33 protein-coding genes are annotated in these 25,574 nt (G+C 70.4%); 2 read left to right on the top strand and 31 right to left on the bottom strand.

Annotation, left to right across the window (positions count from 1 at the left end):
• Positions 1–301: 301 nt before the first annotated feature.
• From ACQEVM_RS38630 to ACQEVM_RS38615, 4 genes are all read right to left on the bottom strand, one after another.
• Complete coding sequence (locus ACQEVM_RS38630) at positions 302–1,342, bottom strand: methyltransferase domain-containing protein (protein WP_433073096.1); 1,041 nt, start codon at positions 1,340–1,342, stop codon at positions 302–304.
• 95 nt (positions 1,343–1,437) lie between these two features.
• Complete coding sequence (locus ACQEVM_RS38625) at positions 1,438–2,334, bottom strand: radical SAM protein (RefSeq protein ID WP_433073093.1); 897 nt, start codon at positions 2,332–2,334, stop codon at positions 1,438–1,440.
• A gap of 107 nt (positions 2,335–2,441) precedes the next feature.
• The gene (locus ACQEVM_RS38620) at positions 2,442–2,879 is read right to left on the bottom strand and encodes a hypothetical protein (RefSeq protein ID WP_433073090.1); all 438 of its coding nucleotides are present in this window, start codon (positions 2,877–2,879) and stop codon (positions 2,442–2,444) included.
• Positions 2,876–3,253, bottom strand: a complete 378-nt coding sequence (locus ACQEVM_RS38615) for an ATP-binding protein (RefSeq protein WP_433073087.1) — start codon at positions 3,251–3,253, stop codon at positions 2,876–2,878. The genes ACQEVM_RS38620 and ACQEVM_RS38615 overlap by 4 nt, the downstream gene beginning before the upstream one ends.
• Positions 3,254–3,770: 517 nt before the next feature.
• Between ACQEVM_RS38615 and ACQEVM_RS38610 the strand changes: the two genes are divergently transcribed.
• Entirely contained in the window at positions 3,771–4,439 is a 669-nt protein-coding gene (locus ACQEVM_RS38610; RefSeq protein WP_433087411.1) for a DUF5753 domain-containing protein, read from the top strand.
• Positions 4,426–4,641 (top strand): DUF397 domain-containing protein, encoded by a 216-nt coding sequence (locus ACQEVM_RS38605; protein WP_100581177.1) that lies wholly within the window; start codon positions 4,426–4,428, stop codon positions 4,639–4,641. Before ACQEVM_RS38610 ends, ACQEVM_RS38605 begins: the two co-directional genes overlap by 14 nt.
• A 58-nt stretch (positions 4,642–4,699) precedes the next feature.
• Here the strand turns inward: ACQEVM_RS38605 and ACQEVM_RS38600 are convergent, their stop codons facing one another.
• The 27 genes from ACQEVM_RS38600 to ACQEVM_RS38470 all read right to left on the bottom strand — a co-directional run bounded on the left by ACQEVM_RS38600 (position 4,700) and on the right by ACQEVM_RS38470 (position 25,288).
• Positions 4,700–4,963: a hypothetical protein gene (locus ACQEVM_RS38600; protein ID WP_433073081.1), complete on the bottom strand. Its 264-nt coding sequence runs from the start codon at positions 4,961–4,963 to the stop codon at positions 4,700–4,702.
• Complete coding sequence (locus ACQEVM_RS38595; RefSeq protein ID WP_433073078.1) at positions 4,960–5,187, bottom strand: hypothetical protein; 228 nt, start codon at positions 5,185–5,187, stop codon at positions 4,960–4,962. Before ACQEVM_RS38595 ends, ACQEVM_RS38600 begins: the two co-directional genes overlap by 4 nt.
• 26 nt (positions 5,188–5,213) lie before the next feature.
• Positions 5,214–6,164, bottom strand: coding sequence for an N-acetylmuramoyl-L-alanine amidase (locus ACQEVM_RS38590; protein WP_433073075.1), 951 nt, complete (start codon positions 6,162–6,164; stop codon positions 5,214–5,216).
• Between the two features lie 1,270 nt (positions 6,165–7,434).
• Positions 7,435–8,205: a hypothetical protein gene (locus tag ACQEVM_RS38585; RefSeq protein ID WP_433087409.1), complete on the bottom strand. Its 771-nt coding sequence runs from the start codon at positions 8,203–8,205 to the stop codon at positions 7,435–7,437.
• A gap of 61 nt (positions 8,206–8,266) precedes the next feature.
• Positions 8,267–8,983 (bottom strand): hypothetical protein, encoded by a 717-nt coding sequence (locus ACQEVM_RS38580; RefSeq protein ID WP_433073069.1) that lies wholly within the window; start codon positions 8,981–8,983, stop codon positions 8,267–8,269.
• Positions 8,983–9,726, bottom strand: a complete 744-nt coding sequence (locus ACQEVM_RS38575) for a hypothetical protein (protein WP_433087407.1) — start codon at positions 9,724–9,726, stop codon at positions 8,983–8,985. The genes ACQEVM_RS38580 and ACQEVM_RS38575 overlap by 1 nt, the downstream gene beginning before the upstream one ends.
• 361 nt (positions 9,727–10,087) lie before the next feature.
• Positions 10,088–11,080: a hypothetical protein gene (locus tag ACQEVM_RS38570; protein ID WP_433073063.1), complete on the bottom strand. Its 993-nt coding sequence runs from the start codon at positions 11,078–11,080 to the stop codon at positions 10,088–10,090.
• A 14-nt stretch (positions 11,081–11,094) separates the two neighbouring features.
• Complete coding sequence (locus tag ACQEVM_RS38565) at positions 11,095–11,694, bottom strand: phage distal tail protein (RefSeq protein WP_433087405.1); 600 nt, start codon at positions 11,692–11,694, stop codon at positions 11,095–11,097.
• Between the two features lie 20 nt (positions 11,695–11,714).
• The gene (locus ACQEVM_RS38560) at positions 11,715–11,972 is read right to left on the bottom strand and encodes a hypothetical protein (protein ID WP_433087403.1); all 258 of its coding nucleotides are present in this window, start codon (positions 11,970–11,972) and stop codon (positions 11,715–11,717) included.
• 2 nt (positions 11,973–11,974) lie between these two features.
• Positions 11,975–14,401, bottom strand: coding sequence for a phage tail tape measure protein (locus ACQEVM_RS38555; protein WP_433073057.1), 2,427 nt, complete (start codon positions 14,399–14,401; stop codon positions 11,975–11,977).
• Positions 14,402–14,451: 50 nt separating this feature from the next.
• Complete coding sequence (locus ACQEVM_RS38550; protein WP_159031968.1) at positions 14,452–14,589, bottom strand: hypothetical protein; 138 nt, start codon at positions 14,587–14,589, stop codon at positions 14,452–14,454.
• A 68-nt stretch (positions 14,590–14,657) separates the two neighbouring features.
• A complete protein-coding gene (locus ACQEVM_RS38545) occupies positions 14,658–15,119 on the bottom strand; it encodes a hypothetical protein (protein ID WP_433073054.1) in 462 nt (153 codons plus the stop codon).
• Positions 15,116–15,583 carry a phage tail tube protein gene (locus ACQEVM_RS38540; protein ID WP_433073051.1) on the bottom strand — a complete coding sequence of 156 codons (468 nt, stop codon included), beginning with the start codon at positions 15,581–15,583 and terminating at the stop codon, positions 15,116–15,118. The genes ACQEVM_RS38545 and ACQEVM_RS38540 overlap by 4 nt, the downstream gene beginning before the upstream one ends.
• A gap of 17 nt (positions 15,584–15,600) precedes the next feature.
• Positions 15,601–16,008: a minor capsid protein gene (locus ACQEVM_RS38535; RefSeq protein ID WP_433073048.1), complete on the bottom strand. Its 408-nt coding sequence runs from the start codon at positions 16,006–16,008 to the stop codon at positions 15,601–15,603.
• The gene (locus ACQEVM_RS38530) at positions 16,001–16,351 is read right to left on the bottom strand and encodes a hypothetical protein (protein ID WP_433073045.1); all 351 of its coding nucleotides are present in this window, start codon (positions 16,349–16,351) and stop codon (positions 16,001–16,003) included. Before ACQEVM_RS38530 ends, ACQEVM_RS38535 begins: the two co-directional genes overlap by 8 nt.
• On the bottom strand, positions 16,348–16,665 hold the full coding sequence (locus ACQEVM_RS38525) for a hypothetical protein (RefSeq protein ID WP_433073042.1): 318 nt from the start codon (positions 16,663–16,665) through the stop codon (positions 16,348–16,350). Before ACQEVM_RS38525 ends, ACQEVM_RS38530 begins: the two co-directional genes overlap by 4 nt.
• Positions 16,662–17,051, bottom strand: a complete 390-nt coding sequence (locus ACQEVM_RS38520) for a hypothetical protein (protein ID WP_433073039.1) — start codon at positions 17,049–17,051, stop codon at positions 16,662–16,664. Before ACQEVM_RS38520 ends, ACQEVM_RS38525 begins: the two co-directional genes overlap by 4 nt.
• A 4-nt stretch (positions 17,052–17,055) precedes the next feature.
• Entirely contained in the window at positions 17,056–17,211 is a 156-nt protein-coding gene (locus ACQEVM_RS38515) for a hypothetical protein (RefSeq protein WP_433073036.1), read from the bottom strand.
• Positions 17,212–17,231: 20 nt separating this feature from the next.
• Positions 17,232–18,086: a phage head protein gene (locus tag ACQEVM_RS38510; RefSeq protein WP_433073033.1), complete on the bottom strand. Its 855-nt coding sequence runs from the start codon at positions 18,084–18,086 to the stop codon at positions 17,232–17,234.
• 15 nt (positions 18,087–18,101) lie between these two features.
• Complete coding sequence (locus ACQEVM_RS38505; RefSeq protein ID WP_433073030.1) at positions 18,102–18,776, bottom strand: hypothetical protein; 675 nt, start codon at positions 18,774–18,776, stop codon at positions 18,102–18,104.
• A 108-nt stretch (positions 18,777–18,884) separates the two neighbouring features.
• Entirely contained in the window at positions 18,885–19,055 is a 171-nt protein-coding gene (locus ACQEVM_RS38500) for an Rmf/CrpP fold protein (protein WP_433073027.1), read from the bottom strand.
• A gap of 5 nt (positions 19,056–19,060) precedes the next feature.
• Positions 19,061–21,274: a phage minor capsid protein gene (locus ACQEVM_RS38495; RefSeq protein WP_433073024.1), complete on the bottom strand. Its 2,214-nt coding sequence runs from the start codon at positions 21,272–21,274 to the stop codon at positions 19,061–19,063.
• A 17-nt stretch (positions 21,275–21,291) separates the two neighbouring features.
• A complete protein-coding gene (locus ACQEVM_RS38490; protein WP_433085225.1) occupies positions 21,292–22,776 on the bottom strand; it encodes a phage capsid protein in 1,485 nt (494 codons plus the stop codon).
• Positions 22,763–23,002 (bottom strand): hypothetical protein, encoded by a 240-nt coding sequence (locus ACQEVM_RS38485; RefSeq protein WP_433085223.1) that lies wholly within the window; start codon positions 23,000–23,002, stop codon positions 22,763–22,765. Before ACQEVM_RS38485 ends, ACQEVM_RS38490 begins: the two co-directional genes overlap by 14 nt.
• Positions 22,999–24,288 carry a PBSX family phage terminase large subunit gene (locus ACQEVM_RS38480; protein ID WP_433085221.1) on the bottom strand — a complete coding sequence of 430 codons (1,290 nt, stop codon included), beginning with the start codon at positions 24,286–24,288 and terminating at the stop codon, positions 22,999–23,001. Before ACQEVM_RS38480 ends, ACQEVM_RS38485 begins: the two co-directional genes overlap by 4 nt.
• 4 nt (positions 24,289–24,292) lie before the next feature.
• The gene (locus tag ACQEVM_RS38475) at positions 24,293–24,805 is read right to left on the bottom strand and encodes a helix-turn-helix domain-containing protein (RefSeq protein WP_433085219.1); all 513 of its coding nucleotides are present in this window, start codon (positions 24,803–24,805) and stop codon (positions 24,293–24,295) included.
• A gap of 138 nt (positions 24,806–24,943) precedes the next feature.
• Positions 24,944–25,288, bottom strand: coding sequence for a hypothetical protein (locus ACQEVM_RS38470; RefSeq protein ID WP_433085217.1), 345 nt, complete (start codon positions 25,286–25,288; stop codon positions 24,944–24,946).
• Between the last annotated feature and the right edge of the window lie 286 nt (positions 25,289–25,574).

The following is a 25,574-nucleotide window of genomic DNA, read 5'->3' as shown; positions in this document are numbered from 1 at the left end:
GAGCATGTTGGAGATGGAAGGACGCTCGTTCATTTGTGGGGCTCCCAACATGCGACACCGCTGTGGTGTAGACCAATCACGTAGCTGCGTGGAATTCTTCTGCGCACACGTGAGTTGGTCAACCCCTCCCCGATCCTGACATCTGCGACGCCATGCTCACAGGCCACCGCCGGCCGAGATAGGGCGTGTCGTGTCCGGAGCCGCTCTATTGCACGGCGGAACGGGCGTGGAAGTTCACCAGAACGGGCCGCGGCCCCGGTATCCACACCTGTGGATACCGGGGCCGCGGCCGTGCTGGTACTCAGAGTCTCGCGGTCCACTCCCCGCGGGCGAGGATCGTTCGGCCGTCGGGCTTGACGATCACGCGGGCGCCCCGTGCGGGAAGCTCGCCGTGCTGGAGCCAGTACCCGCGTACCTCTTCGAGGGCATCCCAGAGGCGACGGGGGCCGCCCTGGTGGACGGTCGGCGGATGGATGCCGGCCCCCACGGCGCGGGCCCATGATCCGTCTGCGTGGCTCATGAGGGCGTGCCGTAGCCCTTCGTCATCCTCCCAGTAAGCGTGTTCGATGCCCGGTACGGCGAGGTCGAGCATGGATTGCAGGTCCCATGCCGATTCAACGTCGACCACGGGGAGCGGGTAGACGCACTTCGCGGCGTCCTCCTGGATCTGGGCGGTGATCGTCTCCTTGGGGCGGCGCGCGGGGTAGTCGTCCCCGTGGCGGGCGACCATGAATCCGGCCCGGTCCCAGGAGACGGAACCGCTTGCGCCCCCGTCGGCGTTCTTCGTGGCCGTGATCAGCAGCGAGGTACCGGCGATCGTCGTAACCAGCCGGCCGCCTACCCGCAGAGCAGCGAGCCAACTTTGCGGGACGGTGCGCACGGCCACGGAAGCGACGATGCAGTCGATGCTTTCTGGGTCACACGGCAGGGGACCCGTCGCGTCGACGGTCTCGACCCGGGGGCGTAGACCAACTTCCGCGAGGCGTTCGCGCCCCACCTCGACGATGTAGGGGTCGACGTCCACGCTTAAGACCTGCGCGTCAGACAGGCGCCGGCAGAGCAGAGCCGCGCCGTACAGGCTGCCCGCGCCGACGTCCACGACGGTGTCACCATCGCCGATGTCGGCCAGGCCGTAGAGCTTAAGAAGCAGACTCGGCAGGGTCGCCGAAGACGTGGGCCGGCCCGTGGGCTCGTCGTGGGCATTCGCGTGATCGGCGTGAAGCCTGCCCACTTTGGTTACGAGCGAGGTGTCGCGGTAGGCGTCCGCGAACCACTCGTCGTCGTCGGCCGGGGCCCGCAGGTCGAACTGTTCCCGGCCTCGGCGGTCCCACCATCGGGGCACGAACAGATGGCGTGCCGTACGGGCGACGGCAGGTCGCCACGGTGAGTGGGGGGTCGTGATTCTTGCGGCGAGGTCAATGGCGTGTCGTTCCCAGGTCACGCGCGCGCTCCGAGGGCCGTGTCGGCGAGGGGGGCGAAGTCGTATTTAGGGTCGCACGCGGTCGTGTTCGCCGGTGAGCAGTCGCTCGAATCGTCGGGCGGGCAACCTTGCCCGTGTACGGGCATGGGGATGGTGGCGGCGAGCTCGGCCACGCGGGGGCCGCGAAGGACGTTCGCGAGTCCCTGCTCGCGGACGTTGCCAGCGATCAGCCACGGGGACAGGATGCACCCGTTCACGTTGCCGTCCGGCGAGACGGAGATGCGGGCGCGGAAGCAGTGGCCACACAGCTCGCTCACGCTGGGGGTGTCAAGGGTCTGGTCGGCGGCGCGGCCGACCTTGCGGGTCCGGTCGATCCGGATACGGGAGATACCGAGGGAGCGCAGATCGTCGGCGGCCTCCTTGACGCGCTGGCCTTCGTTCACCATGACGACGGCCGCCCGCATGGGGATGCCGTAGGCCAGGGCCTTGATGATGTTGGCGCGGGTGAGCTTGTGGGATCCGGGGCCGTTGGTCACGGCGTCGTGCTGCTCGGCCTGGTCGCTGTAGTAGCTGACGGCGAGCTGTACGCCCGACTGCTGAAACGCGCGCCACATGCGGGGCTGCACGATCTTGAGGTTCGAGAAGACTTCGACGCGTAGGCGCCGCTCACGGGCGTGGCCGATGTAGTCGGGGAGGTGCCGGTCGAGGGTCGCCTCGCCACCGATGAACTGAATCGTCGGGATTCCGAGACTGGCCGTGTCGTTGATGACCCGGTGCCAGTCCTCGGGGGTCATGGTGGGAGCCGCGGCCTGGGGGCTGCTGTTGGTGCAGCAGTGGTCACAAGTGAGGTTGCATTTGGCGGTCAGCTCGCACTCGACGGACTCGATGGCGTGCTCAATGGCGGTGGTGCTCACGGTGCCTCCTGGTGGTCAGGATGGGGCGGCGCGGTCGCCGCGGGGCGTGGAGCAACACCCCGCCCGGGGAACAGCCGGCACCCGGGCGGGGTGCGATCTGGGGTCGGTCAGAGCCAGCCGATACGGCGGTCTGCCTTGTAGCCGACGGTCCCGGTGAGGATGCGGTCGGGACTGGATGCGGGCAGGAACGCATCGAGGCATACGCCGAGATGCACTGTGCGAAGTGCCTGGGTGCGGGCCGCCCAACTGCGCGTTGGGGCAGGCAGGGTGAGGAGCGACTCGGGGTGCCCATAGTCGAGGGCCCACGTTCCGCACACGTAGTAGAGAAGGTGGGCCGTGCGCGGGTATCCGGGCCCTTGGTGCAGGTCTAGGCCGGCGGCGATTCCGCGTAGGTACCGATCGACGGTGGTTCCCCGCCGTTCGTGCGCCTCGGGGTGTCCGAGGGTGACGTACGTCCGGCCGTCGTGGGGCAGGGCGTAGGAGACGCGTACCTCGCGCAGGAACGCGGGTCCGGGCGTGACTGCGCGCGGCAGGATGATGGTCACGCGTTTGCCATCCAGCGCAGTTCGGCCCATACGGCCTTGCCCATGGGGCGATCATCGACGCCGTAGGTGACGGCGAGAGCGTCGAGGATGAACAGGCCCCGGCCACGCTGGCGTTCGTCGGACTCCGGCAGTTGGCGAGGGTGGCGGCGGCTGGGGTCGTGCACCTCGATGCGGGTCGCTCCGGTGCGGGCGTCGAGGACGACGCGCACGGAGTCGCCCGGCTCGGTGCCGTAGCGCACGGCGTTCGTCACCAGCTCTGAGAGGACGAGCAGCACATCGTCTACGTGCTCGTGAGGGGCCCCGGGGGCTTCGTAGTTGACGAACTCACGTGCCCACTCACGCGCGGCTCTGACCAGCGCGGGAGTGCTGTCCATCAAGAACTGAGCGGGCGGACCGATTGGGGGCGTGCTCGTTCCTACGGGTAAGCGGCGTCGGTGCATGGTCACCATGCGAATCCTTTCGGGCACACGTGCTGACCAGCGCAGAGGGGGTCACGCCAGCTAAGGCACTGCGATATCCGTCACGTCTACCTTGCTCTTCCAACTCGCCGTAGTGCAAGGGAACTCACGCTTTCGTAGAAATTTGCATATGCCCGCGCAACGCGGTCGCGCGTGATAGATCACGGATGACATGACCTGGTGCGCACGGCAGACTGTCGCGCAAATGGCCAGTAGGGAGGGGACACCGTGAGCGCGCCCACCGTTCGCCGTCGGAGGCTCGGCACCAAACTCCGGGCGCTTCGGGGTGAGCAGACCCTCGAAGAGATCGCGGAGCACAGCGGCGGGCGGTTCGTGGCCTCGAAGCTGAGCCGGTTGGAGAACGCCAAGAGCGCGGCGAAGGTCGAGGACGTAAAACGACCTGCTCGACCTGTACGTCGACCTTGGGCGGGAGGTGTCCGACGAACTGCGGACGGCGCTTCTGACTCTGGTGAAAGAGGGTTCTCAGCGCGGGTGGTGGCACAGCTATCGGGGTGTGCTGACGCCCGTCTACGAAGACTTGATCAGTCTCGAAGATGATGCGACCGAGCTATTCACCTCACAGCTCGGCGCGGTTCCGGGTCTGTTTCACACCTCGGAGTACGCCCGCGGGATCATCCGGGCGACGGCGATGAACGAGAGCGTCGAGGCCAAGGTCGACGCGCTCGTCGAGGTGCGGCTCGCAAGACAGGCAGTCCTCACCCGAGACACCAACCCTGTCAAGCTGTGGGCCATCATCGCCGAAGGTGCGTTGCGCACCCGCACCGCGGATCCGAGCATCATGGACGAACAGCTCGGACGGCTGCTCTCGTTGGGGAACCGACCCAATGTGAACATTCAGGTCTTGCGATCCGACGCGGCTTTGCACGTCGGACAACTTGGGTCGTTCAGCCTCATGAGCTTCGGTCACCCTGACCTTGACGTGGTCCACACTGAGAACCTGACCGCTGCTCTGTACGTCGAGGAGCCGGAACAGGTAGCCACCTACCGGGAGGCCGCGGTGAGACTCAGGGCCGCCGCGGAGTCCGTCGAGAAGTCGGCGGAACTGATCAAAGAGATAAGGAACCAGCATGACGCACATTGAAGACGCCTCCACCCTGGCCGTGACCTGGTGGAAGTCGTCGCGGTCCGACACCGGCGCGCAGTGCGTCGAGTGCGGCATCGTCGATGCTGGCAGGCAGATGGTTGCTGTGCGCGACAGCAAGGCGCCGGCCGGCCCCGCGCTGCTGTTCTCCTTCGACGCTCTCGGCGCCCTGGTTGACGGGATCAAGTCGCGCGGGCTCTAGCTCAACGACGAAACCGCCCCCCGTACGGCCGTTCGTGGCCGTACGGGGGGCGTTGTTGTTATCGGGCGGTACCGGCCTGCCAGAGAGCGAGCAGGGCGCCCACGACGGCGACCAGGGCCGCGAGGGAGGGAAGTGGCCAGCGACCTCGTTCGAGGGCGTCGAGCCTGTTCTCGTGGTCGGCGACCTGCTTGTCGGTCTGGTCGGAGCGCTGTACGAGCAGGGCGAGGCTCCCGTCGATGCGGGTCATGCCGACCTCGACGACCGCGCGCAGCCTTTCGAGTTCGAGGGCGACGCCCGTGTCGTCCGGGGCCGGCGGGGTCATTCGGCGACCTCGTCGACCAGGCCCAGGCCGACGCGGTCGAGCAGGGCCTCGACGGCCGGGAGCTGCATCACGCGGGCGAGGCCGCCCGCGATGGCGAGGGCGCCGGCGACGTACGGCAGGGCGTCGGGGATGCCGGCCGCTGCCACGATGGCGGGCAGGGCAAGGGCGAACGCTACGGCGGTCTGGAGCGCGGTACGGATGCTGCGCTTGGTGGCGGGGGTCATGGTGGAGCTCCGTTCGTTGCAGGGGTCTACGCGGCCACGGTGAAGCCGTGGTGCTGGGCAAGGGTGGTGAGCGAGGAGCGGCCGGGGATGCCGTCGGCCGCGGTGCCGGTGTAGCCGCATCGGCGCTGCCACCGCTCGTACGCGTCGCGGGTGGCGGAGCCGAAATGCCCGTCGACCAGGGCGCGGGCGAGCATGCCCTCGGCGGCGAGGGCGGCCTCGACGATCCGGGCGCCCGGGTAGCTGACCGGGGTACCGGAACGGGGCGGGTCCTGGCGGGCCGCGGCGATCAGGCGGGACAGGGACACGACCGGCTGCGGGTCGGGCTTGGGGGTCGGCTTGCTCGGCGCCGGCTTGTCGTCGGCGAGGAGCTCGGCGACGCGGCTGCGGATCTTGTCCATGGTGAGCGCGGGCCCGCCCGGGTGGCCGATCGGGCCGCGGGGGTCGACCTTGCCGGGCTGCCACTCGGAGTGTCCGAGCACCGACTCGGGGCCCCACCCGTGCGCGCGGCAGATGCCGGCCGCGGTCCGGGCGATGGCCTCGACCTGCTCGGCCGGCCACGGGTCGGCGCCGTCGCCCTCGTTGATGCACTCGAACCCGTAGTAGTGGCGGTTCCCGTCGGTGCTGGCCTCGTTGTCGGCGGGCAGGGGGGAGCGCTCGGCGATCACCGCGGCGAGGACGTCGGGATCCCCGGATCCGGCGTGGTTGGTGCGGCCGTAGCCGATCAGGTGGACGCGGCCGGCCTTGTCGATGACGCCATGGCACAGCGGGCCGGGCAGGCTGGTGTATCCGGTGCGGCAGAGCTCGACGGAGTAGTCGGTTCCCGTGGTGACCGTGTGGTGGATCATCACGCCGTGGAGCGGGCCCCACGGGCCCTTGTGGTTGCGGTTGTGGGTGCGCCATGCGCCGACCTCGACGACGTCGACGCCCTCGCCGCGGATGGCGTTGCGGAAGGTGTCGGGGAGTAGGGGGGTTGCCATGTGGGGTGTCCTCCGGGCATGAAAAAACGCCCGCGGCGCGGTGCCGGGGCGTACGTGGAAAGGGGGGATCACGTACCGATTTCGGTATGTGGTCAGAGCATGGCGAGCGCCATGATTGCGGGGTCGAGGCCGACCTCGCCGGTCGATTGGTTCACCGTTGCCGGTAGCGAGGTCTGGCCGCTGGGGATGCACCAATGCCGCTGGGAAGGTGGTCCCGACGTAGAAGTTGCCGGGATTGGCGGGGGATTCGTTCTGTATGTGCATGTAGTAGAAATCGGTGCTGCTGCCGGCCGACATCAGGAACGCGGCCCAGTAGCGGCCGGGCGCGAGAACGACGGGTGCGCTTAGCGCGATGGGCACGGCGCCCACGTGGTTGTTCACCGCTCCGGGCGCGGTGCCGGCGAGCTGGCCGGCCATGGGTACGGACGACACCAGGCCGGACGTTGCCACGCGCGCGCCGGCCTCGTTGTAGATGCCGACATAGAAACGTGCGGCCGGGACGGCGGTACTGCCCGCCCACCCGCGCGCATGGATGGCGACGGCGTTGACCTGCGTCGACTCCGTGATGTTCATTCCGGCGAAGTAGATTCGGCCGACCGTAACGGCCTTGGGTGGGGTCGTCGGGTTGGCCACCGTGGCGGGGTCGACGTTCCATGCCTGAAATCCGAGGGCCTGGGGGGTCCACTGGTTGCGTTCCCCGCCCACGGTGAATGTGCGGCCCGAACTCTCCTGGACCTGGAGCTGTCCGCCGGTCGACCAGAGCGCCACGCCGGTGGCTTGCAGCGCGCTGGGGCCGGTCCCGTTCTCGACGGCGAGGACGCCCGTAGTCGCTGCGCCCATCCCGGTGGCGCTGCTCCCACCGACGCGGACGTTCTTGTTCAGGTACAGATTTCCGAGCGGGAAAATTGCGCTGCCCGTCTTCCGGACGCCGAAGAGATCGACGCCCGTGTCGCTCTGGACCTTGAGGGGGTCGGCGCTGGTGGCGTCGGCCTTGAGGATGACGGGCACCGCGGCGGCCACGGCGGCCACGTCGGCGGCGGTGAGCGTTACGGCTCCCGCCCCGTCGGGCGCCTTCGCGTTGACGGTCTTGACGGTGCCCCCGCCGATGTCGGGAAGCTGCGCGGTCGGGACCTTGCCGGTAGCGTCGAGGGCGGCCACGCCGTTGGCTGCGCCCCGGGCGGCCGTCGCGAGGGCGTTCACGTCGGCCGCGGTAAGGGTGATATCCGGGCCGACCTTGGTGTTCACGGTGTTGACGGACCCGTTGCCGGGGTCACCCTTCGGGCCCTGGGCGCCGGTGGCGCCGGTGCTTCCCTTCGCGCCTGCTTGCGCCGGTGGCCCCCGTCGCGCCAGCGGCTCCGGCGGGCCCCTTGAGGTTGCCGACGGCGTTACCCCAGCCTGACGCGCCGCGCTGCCACAGGTCGCCGGTGTCGGTGCGGATGAGCAGGTCCCCGGCCTTGGCGTCGCTGCTCGGCGTGCTGGTGGTGGACAGGTAGATCTGAGATCCCCGGATGTCGCCCCCGGCGCGCGCCCACGTTCCGCCGGCCTTGGCCCACTGCATGACCGTGGTGTGCGTGATCCCCTGCAACGTGCGTACGTCGTACTGCACGTACCAGTCCCCGTTAAGGCCCGTGGCGGCCGTTGGCGCGGTGGCCCCGGTGAGGATCTGACTGCCCGCTACGGGAACGTAGTTGGGGGTGGCGGGGTCGGCGGGGACGACGTCGGCGAGGTCGACCAGCGGGACCGCCCTGGGGAGGAGCACGCTGTACGACCTGTTTACGGGTACGCCAGTGAGCTGCTCCGATACGACGTACGCCCATCCGGTCGGGTTCATGCCGGGCGCGTCGGTGGCGGGTAGAACGGCCTCGAACCTGCCGGTGGCGTCGAGTGGCGCGGCGTGCGGGCCCCCGAGGAACACGTCGGAGTCGGGGAAGGTCAACATTGCCGGCGCGCGCCAGACGACTTGTCCAGTGAGGGGGGTTCCGTCGGGTGCGAGGTAGCGGCCGGAGACGGTGACGGTAGGTATGGACTCGGGCAGGCCCATGCGGCGGCTGCCCTCCTTTCTGCGGGTGGGCTAGCCGGCGGGGCCGGGCTGGTGCTGGGGTCTATCCGACGCAGTGCACGCGGGAGAACGTCGCCCAGACGGCTTCGGCGACGTTGGTGCGGCGGGCCTGGAGCTTGACGACGACCAGGGCGCCGTACTCGAAATTGGGAATGAGGTATGTGTCGTCGAAGCCCTCGCCCTTGGCGATCTCCTGGTCGTTGATGAGCAGGCGCAGTTCACCGCCGGCGCCGACGGTGGCCTTCTGGGCGTAGATGCGCACCTTGCCGTGCTCGGTCTCGATGTGCGCCTCTTGCAGCGTCTCCCACGACCAAGACTCGGTCTTGGGCCAGCGGCCGGCCTGCGCGTCGTACCAGGGCTGCGCGAGGTGCGGCCGGTGCAGTCCGCCGCGTTCGATGTCCTCGGAGATGATCGCGTTGCCCTTGGCGTCGTAGACCCTGAACACCTGAGGGTTCACGGCGTCTTGGCCGTTCCAGATGCTCAGGGCGACGCTTCCGTCGCGGCGGCGGATGATCGTGCCGAACTCGCGCGCGGTCTCCCCGGTCGTCTCGTCCTGGTAGTACGTACCGAGGTGGCCGACGCGGAAGTGTTCGGTGCCCCCGGCGGCCCTGACTTTGAGCTGTCCGCCCTCGCCGATCGTTACGTCTCCGCTCAGCACCTGATTGAGGGCCGGCCGGATGTTCGCGCGTCCGGTGAGCTGCTTGACCTGCCGTTCGAGGGACGCAATGCGGTCGAGTACGTCCTGTGGGATGTGCGGCATTACGGGACCTCCAGATACAGGCGCGCGGTCTCGGGGCGTCCGCGCTCGGGTGGGGTGATCGACATGCCGACCACGCGATAGCGGGCGTCGAGGGTGGTGGGGTGCCACAGGTCGCGGATCCGGACGCGCACTGTTGCGCCGATCAGGGCGGGGGTGATGTCACCGCCGAGCAGGACCGTGATTTCCGGGATGGTGACCGGGGCGAGGGCGGCGCGGTGGTCGGCCTGGGCGTGGGCGTCGAGGGTGGCCTGTCGCGAGACGGTCGAGTAGTCGCTGTAGCCGTCGAGGCGCGGCCATCCGGCGTCGATGTCCTCGGCCCCGACCAGCAGGGGCGAGGTAAGCGGGTAGCTCTCCGCGGCCTGGTTGCGGTTGATGCTGGCTCCGCGGCTCTGCCACGCGTTGGCCTTGGCCGTGGCGTCGGTGGGCCACGTGTAGGTGAGGACCGGGCCGGGGTGGTCGAGGACGATCTCGGCGGCGCCCGTGCGGATGATCGGGGAACCGAGTTGCAGCCGCTTGACGCGGTCGCCGTCGCTGTCGCGGAAGCTGGTGATGCGCCACTCGAACCCGCCCTCGACCTTGGCGAGGTCGTCGACCAGGTCGCCGACGCTGGGCAGGTCGTAGCGCAGATAGGTGCGGTCCCGCAGGACTCCGGAAAGGGTGGTGTCGTAGGTGATGCCGATGTCCCCGCCGGGCATGTCGGCCGTGTAGTCGAGGAGTTGGCGGACGATGTCGTACGCGTCCATCTGCGTGGCGGTCTGCGTGTCGTAGATCAGCCGCCGGTACAGGTAGCTTTCCCACCCGCCGGCCTGGATCTGCGCTCCGAGGTTCCCGCGGGCGTCGCTGGCGACGGAGAGGGTCCAGACGATCCCGCCCCACCAGATGGAGCGTCCGCGCTCGACCCATACCGCGGTTCGTCCGGGGAGGATCGCCCGGCGCGCGCGCGGCCGGCGAGCTCGGCGTTCGGGATCGGCACGGTGCCGGTGAGCCTGCCGGTTTTGCCGATGTAGTCGTCGAGGCTGACGCCGTGCACGGGAAGGACGTCGATCAGCTCGTCGGAGCGCAGGTCACAGAAGAGCAGCCGGTACGGGGTCACAGCACCCCCGCTCACGTGACGAAACAGCCGGATATCCGGATCTCGCGGCCGGACTGGATGGTGCCGCCGGCCGACCACGTGCGAAGGGTGATCACGCCGGAGGTATTCAGGTAGGCGGCGCCGTCGGCGAACCCGTCCGACGCCATGAGCTCCATGTCGTAGGCCGGTCGCCACCCGACGGGCAGGGTCACGAGCGGCAGATCGGTGATGTTCCCGCCGGCGGGCGAGGTGATCGTCGTCCCGGTCCGCTGCACAACCGCGGTGAACGACTGCACGCCCGCGATCCGGCGGGCGTGAAAGCCGGTGAGCGAGTGACCGGTCGCCGCGACGGCCCCGGCCGTGGTCACCGTGGGAGCCTCGGCCGGGGGCCGGTAGGTCTGCCAGGCGCCGGCCGTGGTGCTCCAGCGCTCCAGCGAAGCGCCGTTGTCGCGGTACTGCCCCTCGTAGCTGCCGGAGAAGCTCAGGCCGGAGCCGCGGGGCAGGATCCCGCCGGCCGCCGCGGTGTAGCGGCGGCGGTCGCCGAGCGCTGCGCCCCACCCGATCCCACCCGCGCCCGCGCTGGTTCCTGCCGGTACGAGGACGTCCCACAGGCGCAGGGCAGCGGCCGGGATGGTCGGCGGGGCGGGGCTGGCGGTCGCAGAGCCCTGGACGACCTCGATGCGGGCCGCGTTCGGTCCGCCGTCGAACAGGGAGTCGACGACACGGATGACCACGGAGTCGATCCGGCCGAACTGTGCGGCGCCGTCGGCGAACGTGAGGCTCACCGGGGCGTCGTTGGCGACGGGATACGCGCCCTGCGCGTCGGTGCCCTGGACGAAGGCGCGGCCGGGGCCGATCTGTACGGACATGGCGCCGGCCCCGGTGGCGCCGAACGGATTGCCTCCGGCGAGGACCCCGTCGCGCGCCCGCATTTCCGTTTCGTGGATCAGGGGCGAGGTGGGAGTGAGGCGGGTGTCTTCCCGGGTCTGCCCGGTGGACATCAGCCATGCGGAACGCACGGTCATGGGTGGGGCTCTCCTTACCAGTAGGCCGGGCGATAGCGCACGGTTGCGGTGGCGGTGGGCTCGCTGTCCGGGCCGGCGCGGAAGGCGAAGTTCGTGACGCCGGGGGCGAGCGTGAACGTCTGCTCGGGCACGCTGCGCTTGGTGGCGCTGTAGAGCCGCGAGGCACCCCGGTTGAGCAGGACGGTTCCGGCGCGGGTGTCGACGGTGAGGACGTCACCCGCAGCAAGCGGAATGTCGTACTCCAGTACGTCGCCGGTGCTGATGTTAGTCAGGGCCGGAGTGGTGACCGGGCCGCGGAACTCGACGACGGGATGTGACTCGGCGTCGCCCGCGTTCACCACGACCAGGGCCCCGGAGCTCCCGGGGGTACCGAAGTTCAGCGGCCACCCCATCGGCCACGACAGACCCGGTTCGGACGTCGGGAGAGTGGCCGCGACGACCTGCTCGACGACCCCGTACCGGCGAGGATCCGACGCGACCCATTCGACCGCGCCGCCGACGATCGTCCCCAGCCGGTAGCCGGGGCCGGCCGGGACGCTGCGCCGCACCGCGCGGGCGTAGACGAGCAGCGGCCCACGGTCGTCAAGCCACGCCACGAGGGGGAGCTCATCCACCCGCGGGACGGTGCCCGCGTTCAGGGCCCCCACCACCGCGCCGATCCGGTCCCGGGGGCCCGGACGATCAGACCGTCGAGGCCGATCGTCCGGGCTTGGGCCAAGAGCAGCCCGGGGTACGCGCCGTGCGCATCGCTGCGCGCCACGGACCCGGAGTCGAGGGCAGGAAGTTCTTCCCACCCGGTGATACCGCGCCAGCGGTACGGGGTGCCGGGGCCGAGCAGCAGGTCGCCGTACTGCACCTGCCCCGGCCGGCTGATCAGGTCGCCAGGGGCCATGGTCACCCCCTCGCCTTTGCCAGCCACGCAAGAGCGCGGGCGTTGTCGTCCGGGGTGCCCTGCTCGGCGGCGTGCCAGTGCTCGACGTGCACCGTCGCGCCGCCCCCGTACCCGCCGGCCCCGGCCGCGCCGCCCCCGTACGGGGATCCGGCGCTGCCGGCGAACCCTGCGGAGAGGCCCGGCACGGCCGGCATCGGCACGAGATTGGCCATGGTGCGCTCGACCGCACCGGAGCCCGATTCGATGCCCTTGACCAGGCCCGCGGGAATCCACCGACCGATGTCACGCGCCATGACACGCGACGGACTGTGAATTCCGAGCGCCTTTGCGATGGGCCCCGGAATCATGTTCTTGGCGAACGACATGAGCTGACCCTTAAGCCAACTACCCATGGACCGAACGCCGTTGTAGAGGCCGCGGACGACGTCGACGCCCTTGTCGTACAAGAGATCGCCCAGATTGCCGAGCCCGGAAGAGATCATGCCCGGCAGCCCGCGAACCCAACTCACGAGCTCTTGCGCCTTGCGGATCGTGCCTTCCTTGATGGAATCCCAATGCTTGATAATCAGCCCAACCAAACTCCAGTTGAGGAAGAAATTAACGAGCATCTGCGGGAGGCCGCGGACCCAATCCACAATGGAATTCCAGACCCGTTGGGTACCGGACTTGATGGAATCCCAATGCTTGATAATGATTCCGACAAGGGTGAAGTTCAGGAACAGGTCGAGCAGGAACTGTCCAACCTGCTGGATTTTCTCCCACACCCACGACCATGCGGCACTCGTGGCATTGACGATCGTGTCCCAATTCGCGACGACGAGCGCAACAATGCCGACAATGGCCGCGATGATCAGCCCCACGGGGCCCATGGCGATAAGCCAGGCAGCGGCCATGCGCGCCGCCTGAATCAAGCTCTGAGTGCCCATGAGGACCCATGCGCCGACCACGCGGAGCGCGGCGCCCGCGGCGCCGACTCCCTGCGCCACCCACCCCGCGAGAATCGTGGCGTTCGCGGCAAGGAAGGAGCCGACCGCGCCGGCCCCCGCGGCGCTCTGGGCAAGCCAGGAAGCGACGACGGCCGTTGATGTAGCCCATGCCTGCGCGGCAAGGGCGATCAGCGTGGGCAGGAAGAACGTCAGGATCAGGCCGCCCGCGATCATGAACGCGGTGGAGTGCTCGGAGACGAACCCGGCCGCGGTGCCCAGGCCCCGCCCGAACTTCACGGCGTACTCGGCACCCGTCACCAGCGCCGGAACGACGTAGTTCCCGACGACCTCGACGAGCCCTTGCATTGCCCCGCGCTTGAACGCCTCGAATTTCGTCGCAGCGTTATCGCGCAAGGCGTCACCGGCTCTATCGGTGGCACCCTTTACGTCGCCCAGAGCCTTTACCGCCGTGGACGGATCGAGCTTATAAAGGGCCCCTTGCAAGTCCTCGGCTTTGGTGCCGAAAAGAGCGACTGCCGTTGCATTGCGCTCGGCGGGATCCTTGATTCCCTTTAGTCGGGTGATGACGTCGCCGAGTGCGGCCGATGCCTTCGGCCCACCGTCGGTGAAAGTCTTCGCCATCGTCTTGGCGTTGAGCCCGATGGACTGGAAAGCCTCTACGCTCCCCTTGGACATGTCCTTACTGCGGATCGCAAATTCCTTGAGCGCGTCGCCGACCGTATCCGCATCGCGTGCACCGCCCTGCAACCCCTGTTGCATGAGACCCATTGCGGTCTGAGCGTCAAGGCCCAAGTCCCGGAACTGGGTCGGATATTCACTGAACGTGTCGAGCAAATCCTCGGCGGAGTTGACGCCGTTCTGGGTGCCCTTTACGAGCACGTCCATAGCCTCTTCGGCGGAACTGGCTATGCCCGTCTTGAGCATGACACCAACGGCCCGTGAGACCTTTCCGACGTCCTCGCCCAGGACGGCGGCGGTATCCGCCACGTTGGCGCCCATTGCCTTTATCTGGCCGTTGGTCGCCTCGGGCGGCAAAAGGCCATTCTGGGCAATCCCCTTGATGACGTCGGCGCCCTGCTCGACCGACTCGACGATCGCCCCCGCGTACAGGTCGCCGGCCGCCTTGCCCTGCTTGGCGGCGACGGGGCCCGTCGTGCCTAGCTGGGCCTGGAGCAGGCCGGCCGTCTTCTGCTGCGCGAGGGCCTCGCCGATACCGGCCATGAGGGCGGCGCCGATTCCGGCACCGACCGCAGCCCAACCGAACGCGGCGAGCGCCCCGCCCCCGCGGGATCCGGCGTCGTCGGCCCCCTGGGCCATGCCGTCGGCGAGGGCTGCCCCGGCCTGGTCGCCGGCCCGGTCGGCCTCGGCGACGATCGTGTCGCCGGTCGAGCGCATCGCGGCTTCGGTGCGCGCCAATCCGGCCTGTGCCGGCCCGTCGTCGATGGTGATGGTGCCGAGCAGTTCACCGACAGTGAGGGCCACCGGATCACCTCCTGTCGGGGGTCATCCGGCGCCGTGGCGGCCGGGGTGGTTCAGCCGGCGGGTATGCCGGTCAGTGCTGCGATCTCGGCCGGGTCGGTCACGGCACGCGGGGTGCGCTGCCAGGCGGCGGCGAACCGGGACTCGCCGGACAGGCCGGAGACCAGGGCGAGGAACCTGCGGGTGGACATGCGGGCGAGGTCAGCGGCAGGGGTGCCGTACTCGCGGGCGAGGTCGGCCTCGATCGCCGACCAGTTCGTCAGGACGGCGCGCCAGAACGTTTCTTCTTGCCCGTCTTCGCTCGCCTGGTCGCCCGGTTCGGGCCTGCGGCTTTTCCCGCTTCCTGCTCGTCGTAGAGCTCGGCAGCGCGGGGAAGGGTGACGCTGCCGGGGCGGCGGACGTTGGCGGCGGAGAAGATCAGGAGAATGCCGAGCTGCCGGTCGGTCATGCCGTGCTCTGCCCACGTGTTGAGGACGTCCCCGCCGAACAGGATCGCGAGGAGCTTGGCGACGTCCTCGGGGTCCTGGGAGTCCTGCACGCGGGTCATCAGGAGCGTGAACATGATCGGGAGCGACTCCGGCAGGACGTACGTCTTGCCGTACAGGGTGAGCCGTTCCCGGGGGCGAGTGGCGAGCTCCTCAACGATGAACGCGTCGAAGTCGGTGGCGTCGGCCTGACCCGCGTCGGGCCCGTGGTCCTGGTCGAGGTCGAGGTCGGTCACGGGGTCACCGCCGAAACGGTCGCCGGACCGCACCGGACGAACGAGACGCTCCAGGACGTCTTGTCGTTGTTCCCGCCGGACTGCTCACCCGGGGTGCAAGTAGCTTCCCATATAGCCCACTTGGACTGGGTGTCATGGCGCCACCGGACGCGCCCCCGGGAGTCGTACCCGAAGCGGTACGCCCACACGGTGTCGATGTAGAGCTGTCCGGGATCCTGCGCCTTGGTGGTCTTGTCGATGCGGTACTGACCTTCGAGTTCAAGGGACGCGCCGCGCTGCATCACGTCCTGCTCGTAGTAGCCGGCGGAGTCGAAAGCCGTGGTCTCGGCCGTCTCCTCGTTCTCGCCGGGGCTGTGGCTCCACTGGGTAAGTCCAGCAATCGGGATCCACTTCGGCGTCTGGGCCGTGGCGTCTTCCACCTCGAACGTCCAACCGCGGGCGTCGATGGGCCGGGTTCCGGCCATAGGGGGTACCTCCTGAATTACGGGGCGGCGCAGACGTCGAGGTCGAAATTCACGACGTGCTCGTGTCGGCCGGCGGGGTCGGTGCCCATGGGGGCGGGGGTGCCGCGGGCGGCGGCGAGGATGAGGGTCGAGCCGTCGGCGAGGGCGACGTCGGTCCGGCCGTGCAGCGCCCGGCACAGGGCCTCGGCGCGGTTGCGGGAGACCCGTGGGTCGGCGGTCCCGCGGACGCGGACCTGTAGGCGGCGCTGTTCGGTGTCGTCGCGGGCCTCGGGCGGTCCGGCGTCGTACAGGGACAGGGCGACGGCCCGGTCGGGCGCGGGCGGCATGGCCTCGACGAACGTGTCGCCGGTGCGGCCGGCCGGGTCGTAGGTGAGTAGGCCGGTGGCGGCGAGGTACCGGGCGAGGGAGTCGAGGAGATCAGCCACGCATGGACCTGCGGACCTGGGCGGCGATGATCTCCGCGACCGTTCCGGCCTCCTCGGCGAGGGGGCGTTCGAGGTACTTGGCCGTACGGCCGCCGTCGTGGCGTAGGGACATGTCCTCGTGCTGGCGGACGGCGTACGGCGTATCGAACGAAACGCCCGCGGTGAGGGCGGCCTCGTCGATGGTGGCGACTCCGGAGCGTTCGAGGGTGGCCTCTTCGATCGGCACCCGGGCGCGGGCGCGTTCGAGGACGTGCTCGGCGGCGAGGCGCAGTCCGCGGGCGGCGCCTTCGCGGGTTCCGCGGAGCGCTGCGGCGCCGTTCCATGTGAGGCGGGCGCGGCTCACTCGCACATCACCTCCTGTGTCCCGGGGACGGGCAGGCCCGGCGCGGTGTGCGGGGCGATGTGCAGTGCGGTTGTGGTCCGGCCGGACGGGAGGGTGAGGCGGGACTCGGCCGGACAGATCACGTCGGGCGCGGTGATGACTTGCGCAGTGGACGTGACCTCGCGTCCGTCGCGGCTGCGGACGGTGCGCACGGTCTCGGTGACCAGGGCGGGCACGTTGGCGGCCGGGGGCCCGTACAGCGGCCCGTACGCGCTCTCCCCGTCGTAGGGCTCGATGGTGATGCGGTGCGGCAGTAGCCACCCGGGGACGTTCACCAGATCACCCCCAGACGGATACCGGAGCGGGTGAGGGCGCGGTACGCGCGGGGGGCGAGGTCGACGGATCCCGGGGCCTGGGTGCCGGTGCGGCGGCCGGACATGGACAGGGGGCCCAAGCTGACCGACTCCCACCGGTCGTCGGCGCCGGTGCCGTCGACTCCGGCGGCGAGCTGGTACTCGACCTGCGCACAAACGGCGTCGGCGAGGGCGGCCACGACGGTGGGGTCGGTCGGCATGCCCGCGGGGTCGGTGTCGTACAGGGCGGTCGCGAGGGCGTCGTCGACGTCCTCGGATGCGCGGGCGAGCAGCCGGTCGGCGTCCGGGGGCGCTGGCTTCCCGGACCACGCGGTGAGCTGCTCGGGCGTGGCGTAGACCCTGCCCACGGGGTTACTCCTCCTTCACCTTCCGGGCAGCAGAACGCCCCGTCGCCCGGGTGGGCGGCGGGGCGCTGTCGGCCTCCTGCTCCTGGTGCTCGTCGTCGTTCGGCGGGGCGTCCGGCTCGGGGCCGGGCTCCTCGCCCTGGTGGTAGCGGCGCAGCAGCATCGCGGCGGCCTCCTTCCTGATCAGGTCGCGGCGAGCGTGCCGACGCACACCCCGCGGTCGTCGAGCCGCTTCACGGCGTAGTGCACGTTCGTGGTGATCACGGTCGTGCGCTTGAGGATGTCGCGGTCGGTCTCGACGATCGGCCGGCGCTTGTAGAGGGCGCCCAGCGCGTTCCGCTTGAGGACAAGGAACTTGCCGGCCGCGACACGGTTGGTTACGAAGATCGGCAGTCCCGCAATGGCGCCGATCTGGCCCGTGCGTACGGCGGTGTCGGCGCCCAGCTTGGACGCGTCGATGAACTGCGGGTCGAGGGCGGCCTCGGCGTGCTGCGCCGAGTTGAGGAACAGGCCGGCGAACTCGGCCGGGTCCCACTCGTCGCCGAATCGGGCGAGGGCGGGTACGACGGCGTCGGCCCACGTGAACTTGGTCTTTCCGGCCGCGGTGGTGAAGCTGAGCGGCGTACCGCCACCCTGCGCGGTCTCGTCGGCGCCGGCCTGGGCGATCAGGGCGGCGTCGACCTTGCGGGCGGCGAGGATGCCGAACTGGCGCTGTGCCTCGGCGCGCGGGTCCCCCAGCCCGGTCAAGAGGGCCTTGTCGGTGATCTCGACGGCCTTGCCGGCCTCCTTGATGGTGGCCTTGCTGGCGCGCTGGCCCATGACCGTGGTGGTCATGGCCGTGCCCTCGGTGAGGTCGTCAAGATCGCCGATCGCGTCCCACGTCGGGAAGTCGATGGTGTCGCCGGGCTGACCGACAAGGGTGTCGTCGGTGAGGACGGCGCCCGATCCGAGGACGCGTACGGCCCCCAGGAACTTGGCCTGCGCGAGGTCGCCCCAGACTTCGGGAACGATCAGCTTGTCGGCGGTGGTTGTGGGCATTCGTGCCCTCCTTGCTTACTGGGTTCCGGCGAGGCGCCGGTACGTGGCGGGGTCGGACTGGAAGAGTTCGGCGCGCTCCGCGTACGGCATGCGCTCGAACTGGGCGGCGGTGATGCCCTGGGGCTGCGCGCCGCTGAACTCGCTTCCGCCGACCGTCGGGCCGGCGGGGCGGGTGCCGAGACGGGGGTTCGCGAGGACGGCGGCTTTGATCGCGGCGGTGACGGCCGCGGCGTCGGTGGGGTCGACGTCGGCGAGGGAGTCGGCGAACGTCCGGGAGTCGAGCAGGGCGTCGGCGTCGGCCCCGGCCGCCGCGGCGGTGCGGTAGACGGCGAGCTCGACGGCGGTCTGTCGGGCCTGCGCCTGCGCGGTGGTGAGCTGCTGGGTGAGCTCCTCGGGGGTGGCCTGCTGTCCGGCCCTGCTGGGGTCGAGGATTCCGAGGAGCTGCGCGGTGAGCTCGGAGCGCGCGTTGTCGGCGGCCTGCTGCTTGGCGGTCACCCGTCCCTTGCCGGCCTCGGCGCGCGCGGCGGCGAGGTCGGATTCGAGTCGGGCAATCGTGGCGGCGCTGTCCTCGCCGGCCGGGGCCGGCGGGTCCGCGGGCGGGGTCGGCGGCGCGGTGTTCGGGTCCTGCCCGGGAACTGCGCCCGGGTCGCCCTGCTGGCCGGTCGGGTTGCCGGGGGTGGGGGTGCTCATGGGGTCGCCCTCCTGGGGCTGGTGGGCCCGCTCCTGGCGGGCGTGTGGGCATGCGAAAGGGGGCCCGCTCCTGGCGGGCCCCCTGGGTGCTGCTGGTCGGTGGTGCGGCTACTCGGCGGCGGTCTGTCCGGCCTCGCGGCGGGCGGCGGCGTAGCCCTTGATCCACATGGTTCGGAGGATCGAGTCACGGCCGTACGGGCAGGCGGTCGCCGGATCGTCGCCGCGGCCGGCCTCGGTGCCTTCCTGCTGCGCGCGGATGATGTCGGCTCGCGTTCCCATGGTGGTCATCTCCGGTTCTGCTGGTCGGATTCGTTCTTGCGGGCGCCGTCTGCCCAGCGCTGGCGCTGGCCGGTGGCCTGCTCGATGAACTCGGCCTGAGTCAGGCGCCCGTGCTTGGCCCACCACTCTTTCAGCTCGTCGGACGCGCGGCTGTAGGCGATCCGGGCGGGCCCGCTGAACAGGGCGCCCGGGTCGTGTCCGGCCGCTACGGCCTTCTTGTTGAGCAGGTATCCGTTGCAGTCTTCTTCGGCGGCGAGGTACTGCCGGTACGTGTGCTCGTCGTACAGCTCGCGGGCTTGGCGGCGGGTGAGCCGCGGCCCTTCCTCGGCGGCCTCCTCGGCGACGGCCGCGGCCCTTCCCTCCCCTACTGCGGCGTTCCATGCGGCATCGTCGGCGAGGGCTCCCCACCCGTCCGGGTTGGGCGCGGGGTCGAGGGTCTCGGCGAGGGCGTTGCGGTCGGCGAGCAGGTCGTCGACGGCGTTGCCGGTGGCGGCCGGCGCGGGCAGGGGGACGGGGTCGCGGCGGTCCATCTCGTCGGCGATCCGCAAGAGCTCGGCCGGGTCTGCGTAGGACATGGCCCATGCGAGCTCGTCGTCGCCGACCTGGTCGAGGTCGACGCGCAGCGTGCCCCCGGGGAAGTGGCGGGCGAGCAGGTCGCGGCGCGCGGCCTCGGCCGCGGTGCCGTCCCGGTCGTGGGGGGCGTTGCGGTAGCGGGCGGCGAGCTCGTCGTCGGACAGGTTCACCAGGTCCCGGCGCACCCCGGGGAGGTTGCCGGCGCGGTTGCGGCGGTGGACCTCGGCCATGACGCGCATGGTGTCGGTGTCGTCGGTGTGCGGCAGGATCCGGGCGAGCTCGTCGTCGGACAGGGTGAGCAGGTCGTCGGCGAGGCGTCCGCCGGGGCGGGCGCGGTCGAGCAGGGCGTCGAGGTCGCGGCGGTCGGCCTCGGTCTCGATGCGGGCGCGGGCCCGGTCGTCGAGCAGGTTCGAGCGCATGGCGGCGGCGAGCTGGTCGTCGCTCATCTCGCGTGCGGTCCGCTCGTCGCCGGACCACAGCCGGGCGGCGTCGACCTGCTCGGGCGTCGCGGGGGTCCGCGGCTGGGGAAGGTTCGAGGCGCCGGGCTGCTCGCGGTGGCGTAGCCGGCGGAGCTCCGGGTGTGCGGCGAGGTGCGTGCGCATGGCGCCTTGCCACTGGCGCACCTTGATCCCTGCGGCCTGCTTGGCCTCGGGGGTGACGGCGGCGACCTGGCGGCGCTTGTACTCCCTGATCTTCCGTTCGAGGGTGCGCTGTCGCTGTCCGGCCTCGTACCCGTCGGGGTCGCTGTCGGCGTCCTCAAGGGGCGTCAGACCTGGGGTGTAAGCGCTGGTGGAGTGGCGACAGTTGGGGTGCTGAAGTCCTGCGAGGCGGGCCTCGTCGAGGGATCCGGCGACGGGCACGGCGATCATGACCCCGTCTTGGGTGGCGTGCTCGACGTGCACGGTGCGGGGGCCGGCGGGCCCGCCGATCGTCAACACCTTGCGCTCCCACGGACGGCAGAGCGGGCACTCGCGCGGGCTGCTCGACACGACGACCAGGTCGACGCCGTGCTCGGTGAGGGTCCGCGTGTGGGCCTCGGTGGCTGCGCGGCCGGTCGCTGTCCGGACGGCCATTTCCGCATAGCTGGTGAGCTGCCAGCGGCGGCCGGACACGTCGCGGAAGTCGGCGACTCCCTCGTCGGCCCATCGGCGCATGGCGTCTTGGGTGGCTTGGCGGCGGGTGACGGTCCCGAGTGCCACGGTGGCCGTGACCTCGGAGACGACGGCCCGGTACCGGTCGACGGTCGTGCGCAGAATGCTGCGGTGAGCGGCGGTGAGGACGTCGACGGTTTCCTGTGCGAGGCGGTCGACGGCCTGCGCGTTCGGTAGCCGGTCGTCGACCAGGGCGCGGGCCTCGTCGGACAGGGCGCCCAGTTCGGCGGCGGCGGCGCGGTGGCCTTCGTTGTACGACTGGGCAACCGCGTCGTGGACGTCGAGGGTGACGGCCTGGGCGAGCTCGTCGACGACGGCCTGTGAGGCGCGGCGCATGGCCTGGACGGCGCCGAGCTTGCGCTCGGCCCACCCGGGCGCGTCGAGCCCTTCGGCGAGGGACCGGGCGATGATGCCGAGTAGGCGTTCCTCGGCGGTCGCGTACAGGTTGCGGGTGCGCTCGGCGAGGGGCTCGACCATGCCCGGGTGAATCGGCACGTCTCACCCCCTGCCGGTCATGCTGCGAGCGGGAAGTTCCCCACAGGATCGGGGGCGGCGGCGCCGGTCTCGGCGAGGATGGCCTCGACCTCGACCTGTACGTCGTCGTCGTCCCATTCGGGGTGGAGGATGCGCACCTTGGTCTTGGTGGAAACGGCCCCGGCGCGGGCGAGCAGGTCGAGCGTGGTGGCGGTCTGCTGCTCCGACTCCGCAACCCCGTCGCCGAACTCGACGCTCGGGCGCTCCGGGGTGATCGGTGTACCGAACTGGGCACGGTCGAGCAGAAGCATGACGTGCAGCGCGTCCGTTATCCCGTGTCGCCAATAGCCGGCCTTCTTCCGGCGGGTCACCATCGACCGTTGGTCGCGGCTGTCGGACTCGGTCGCGGTGATCGCTTCACCGGATCCGTGCAGGCCGAAGCTCTGGGCGCTGTAGCCGGCCGACTGGGCGGCCTGTCGCATGATCGCTTCGGCGCTGCGCTGGTGCTCCTCGACCCTGATCTCGAACTGACTCAGGGTGATTCCGGTGCCGTTCTCGGTGGGCGGAATGTTGAGCTGCTCGTATACCTCGCGGTCCTCGAACGTCGCTCCGCGGCCCGGTCCGTCGTTGCGGAGATAGCCGGCCGGAACGATCAGGCGGGCGCGGGCGAGGCGGATGTCGCGCATCCAACTCGTCCACACGGTGTCGAGGTTGTCGAACAGGTCGTAGAGCGGCGCGGCGTAGTCCGACCTACCGATCGGGGATCCCCGGTGAAGACGGTTCGGGCCGATGTTGGGCACGTAGGTGCACGTGAGCAGGGGAATGCCGGTGCTGATCGTCTGGCCGTTCCCGTCCGGGTCGAGGGACTCGGCGAGGTCGGCGGTTGCCGGGTGCTCGGTGAGCGGCACGGTGCGGCCGACGTTGTCGGACGTCCCCAGGTACAGGGCGTGAATCACGCGGCCGGGCTCGTGCCGTTCGAAGTGGCGCCACACGGTGTGTCCGTCGCTACCCGGGAGCTCCTCCCAGAACACGCACGCACGCAGCATGCCGAACCGAAACTCGGGGATCGCGGCGTCGGGCTGTACGACGGTGAGCAGGGGTCGGGCTGCAAGCGTCTTGTCCCACGTCACCCGCAGGAAGATCCCCGACAGGGCGGCGGCCTGCTCGGCTGCGCCCAAAAGGATCTGCTGAACGCGGCCCTCGTCGAGGAGCTGCTCGGTGCGGGCCTGGGTGGCCGTGTCGGCGGTACGGATGGCGGGCATGTCCGCGAACAGCAGGTCGGCGGACGTGGAAGCGATATCGCCCGGCAGGGGCACGTGTAGGCGGTGGTCCTGGCGGGCGGCGAGGGGCTGCTCGCGGCGCCCCCACAGCCGGCGGCGGGCGCCCTGGTGCTCCTCGGTGCTGTGCACGCGGGTAAGGCGGCGGGGGTCGCCGGAGTACCACGCGTCATCGGTACGGATCCGGTCGTAAATCGGTGCCCACTGCGGGGGCGGCCACGGGGCGCCGGTCTCAGGGAGTGCCACGGGCGGTCACCTCCTCGGCAAGGGGTATGTGCACGGTGGCGGTGAGGGGCTCCTCGCCGTGCAGCATCTTTCGGCCCTCGCGGTCGAGGACGTACAGGGACGCTCGTACGCCCTCGCGGGCGTGCACGTGCAGTTCGTAGACCTGAGCGGCGGGCAGGCCCAGCACGCGACAGAGCGCGCGGCGCTGGTCGACAGTGATCACGGTGGGAATGGCGGTGCTGCTCATGTCGGGGGGTCCTCGTGCGGGCGGCTGGTGAGTAGGTGGCGCCACTCGTGCGCGGTCGAGTGGACGGCGTAGCGCAAGGCGTCCGCGCTGTGGTCGGCAAGCTTGATCGGCTTGTCCTCCCCCCGGGCGGTCGCGGTCGGATCCCAGCTGTAACCGGGGAGCTCTTCGAGCAGGCCGGTGCAGCTCCGATGTACAAGCAGGCGACGGGCGGCGAGGAGCGAGGACACAGACCGGATGCCGTCGACGACGCTGTTATTGGCGCGGGCGAGGCCGGGCGCTCCGTCCTGCCACATCTGCGTGATGAAGCTCGCGGCGCTGGGGTCGATGAACGTCCACTCGGGGGTGACCCCGGCCGGGGAGTCCGCGGCGGCATCGGGGTGTCGCCACTCGGTGAGCCAGCGCAGTACGGCGGCGCTGTACTGCGCATCGGTCATCTGTCGGTGGCTGGCCTTGCTGTCGTGGCGCCACTCGGCCGCCGCGTACAGCCGGCCGTCGACGCCCTCGCCGAGCAGGATTGCGGCGAACGGGTTCGTGGTGCCGTAGTCGATGCCCAGCCACGTGCGGCGTAGCTCGGGCAGGGTGTCGACGACGTGCTCGGCCTCGTCCCACTGGTCGTAGATGGCGCCCTCGGCGACGCACCATGCGCCGTCGATCATGCGGCGGCGCCACAGTCCGACGTACTCGGCGGACAGGTCGGCAACGTACTCGGGTGACAAGCTCGGGTTGTCGGCAAGGCGGAAGTGCCAGGCACGCAGGTTGAGTTCCGCGGCGCGGTCGATGTAGCCGGTCTTGAGCCAGTGCCGCGGGCTGTCCGGGTTCGTCGTGGCGAACAGGCGGGCACCCGGCACGGAGAGGCGGGCGAGGAGCTGTACCCAAAAGCCCTCGGGCATGAGGGTTGCCTCGTCGACGTACGCGAGCTGCGCGGTGAGACCACGTAGCCGGCCCTCGGCGCGGGCGTCCGCGGCGCCGATCAGGTGGACGGTGCGGCCCAAGATCGTCGCGGTGGTGGCGCCCCGGGTGTGCTGAATGTGGCGTGCCAGGGGGCCGAACAGGGCGGGGTCCTGGAGCGGCTCCAGACAGTTCCGCTCGATCGTCTGGAGGCTGCGCCCCGCTATGACGATCAGGCCGGACGGGCCGGCGGTGGCAACGGCAATAACGAACGCCAACAATGAGGCGATCGTCTTTCCGCTGCGGACGCTGCCGTGCCACAAATTGATTCGGGCGGTGGCCCGGCCGATCGAACGAAGCTGCTTACGGGAGAGGGGCAGGCGGTCGAGGTCGAGCACCGGCTCACCCCCCGTCGGCGCCCCCGTCGTCGGCTGCGCGGGTCAGGGCCTCGCCGAGTGCGCCGAGCATCGAACGCACCTGCTCGGCACCCTCGCCACCCTCGGCCGGCGAAAGCTTGAGGCTCTTCTCAATGGCGGTGCCGGTGGCGGCGAGGATGGCGCGCTGATCGCCGAACGTCGGGCGTTCGAGGCGGGTCTCGGACCACACGTTGTCTTTGCCTCCGAACGCCCCGATCGTGCACGGCTCCCAGAGCTGGGCGCGCAATCGTTCGGCGTCCTGGTGGAGCGCGGTGGCGAGCTCGGTACGGCGGGCGGCGAGGTCGATGCGGCGCGCCTCGGTGGCGGCCACGACTTCGGGCCCGCGGTCGAAGGTGAGCGGCGGGTCGCACGCCGCGGCGATCTTGGACACCGTCGAGGGGCTGCGCCCGATGGTGCGGGCAATGTCGTTGCGGGTCTTGCCCTGGGAGTGCAGACGGCGAACCGCGGTGCGGTCCTTCTCGGTGATGGGGCGCGCCATGGGGCTCACCTCCTGCACGGCCGCGGGCCCGCGGGGGCGGGCATGCAACAGCGCCCCGCCGGGGGGTTGGCGGGGCGCTGTTGGACCTTCTGTTTCCGGGCATGCCGGGGTCGGTCCCGACTCTAGGTCACGGAAAGGTCACGACGCAATCGGGATCGTGGGGCGCGCGTGGGGCGTTGGCTGCGACCGGTCGCGCGGGGCGGCCGACGGCGTAGGGCGGGCGCCATACGCGCTGGTCGGCGCCCCGGGCATGTCCTGCAAGGCGGTCTGCATCCTGAACACCCGTGGGGCAACGCCCTCGGGCAGTACGCCGCTGTCCCACAGGTCGCCCCACGCGTGGGCAAGGAAGGACACGGCGAGGCGCACCGCGTCGGACTCGTTCATGCCCGTGCGGGTGAGAACGGCGAGGGCCTGGTCGAGGGTCTCGTCGCGGCGCACGGACAGGTTCTTGGGTCGGCTCTCGGTAGGCTTGGCCTTGGCCATGGCGGGGGTTGCTCCCGTTCTGGTTAGTCGGGCCCGGTGTGGAAGGTGGAAGCTCCCCCGGGCCCGCGTCTGTTTCGGGTCAGTGGTTGTGCGGGGTGTCGGCCTCGCGGTCGGACCACGCGCGGGCAAAGTCAGGGTCCTGCTCGTTCTCGTCGCCGCTGCGCCAGACGCACAGACGTACGTTGCGGCGGCTGAGCTCGACGTCAAGCTGTTGGCTGAGCAACTGCTCGGCGAGGTTCTCGGCGCTCTCAGTGGTCGTGCAGGTGCCGGCCGTGGCCTGCTCCCA

The sequence above is a fragment of the Streptomyces sp. CA-243310 genome (genome assembly GCF_050936775.1).
Taxonomy (GTDB): Bacteria; Actinomycetota; Actinomycetes; order Streptomycetales; family Streptomycetaceae; genus Streptomyces.
This window is presented reverse-complemented; position numbering and strand designations above follow the sequence as displayed.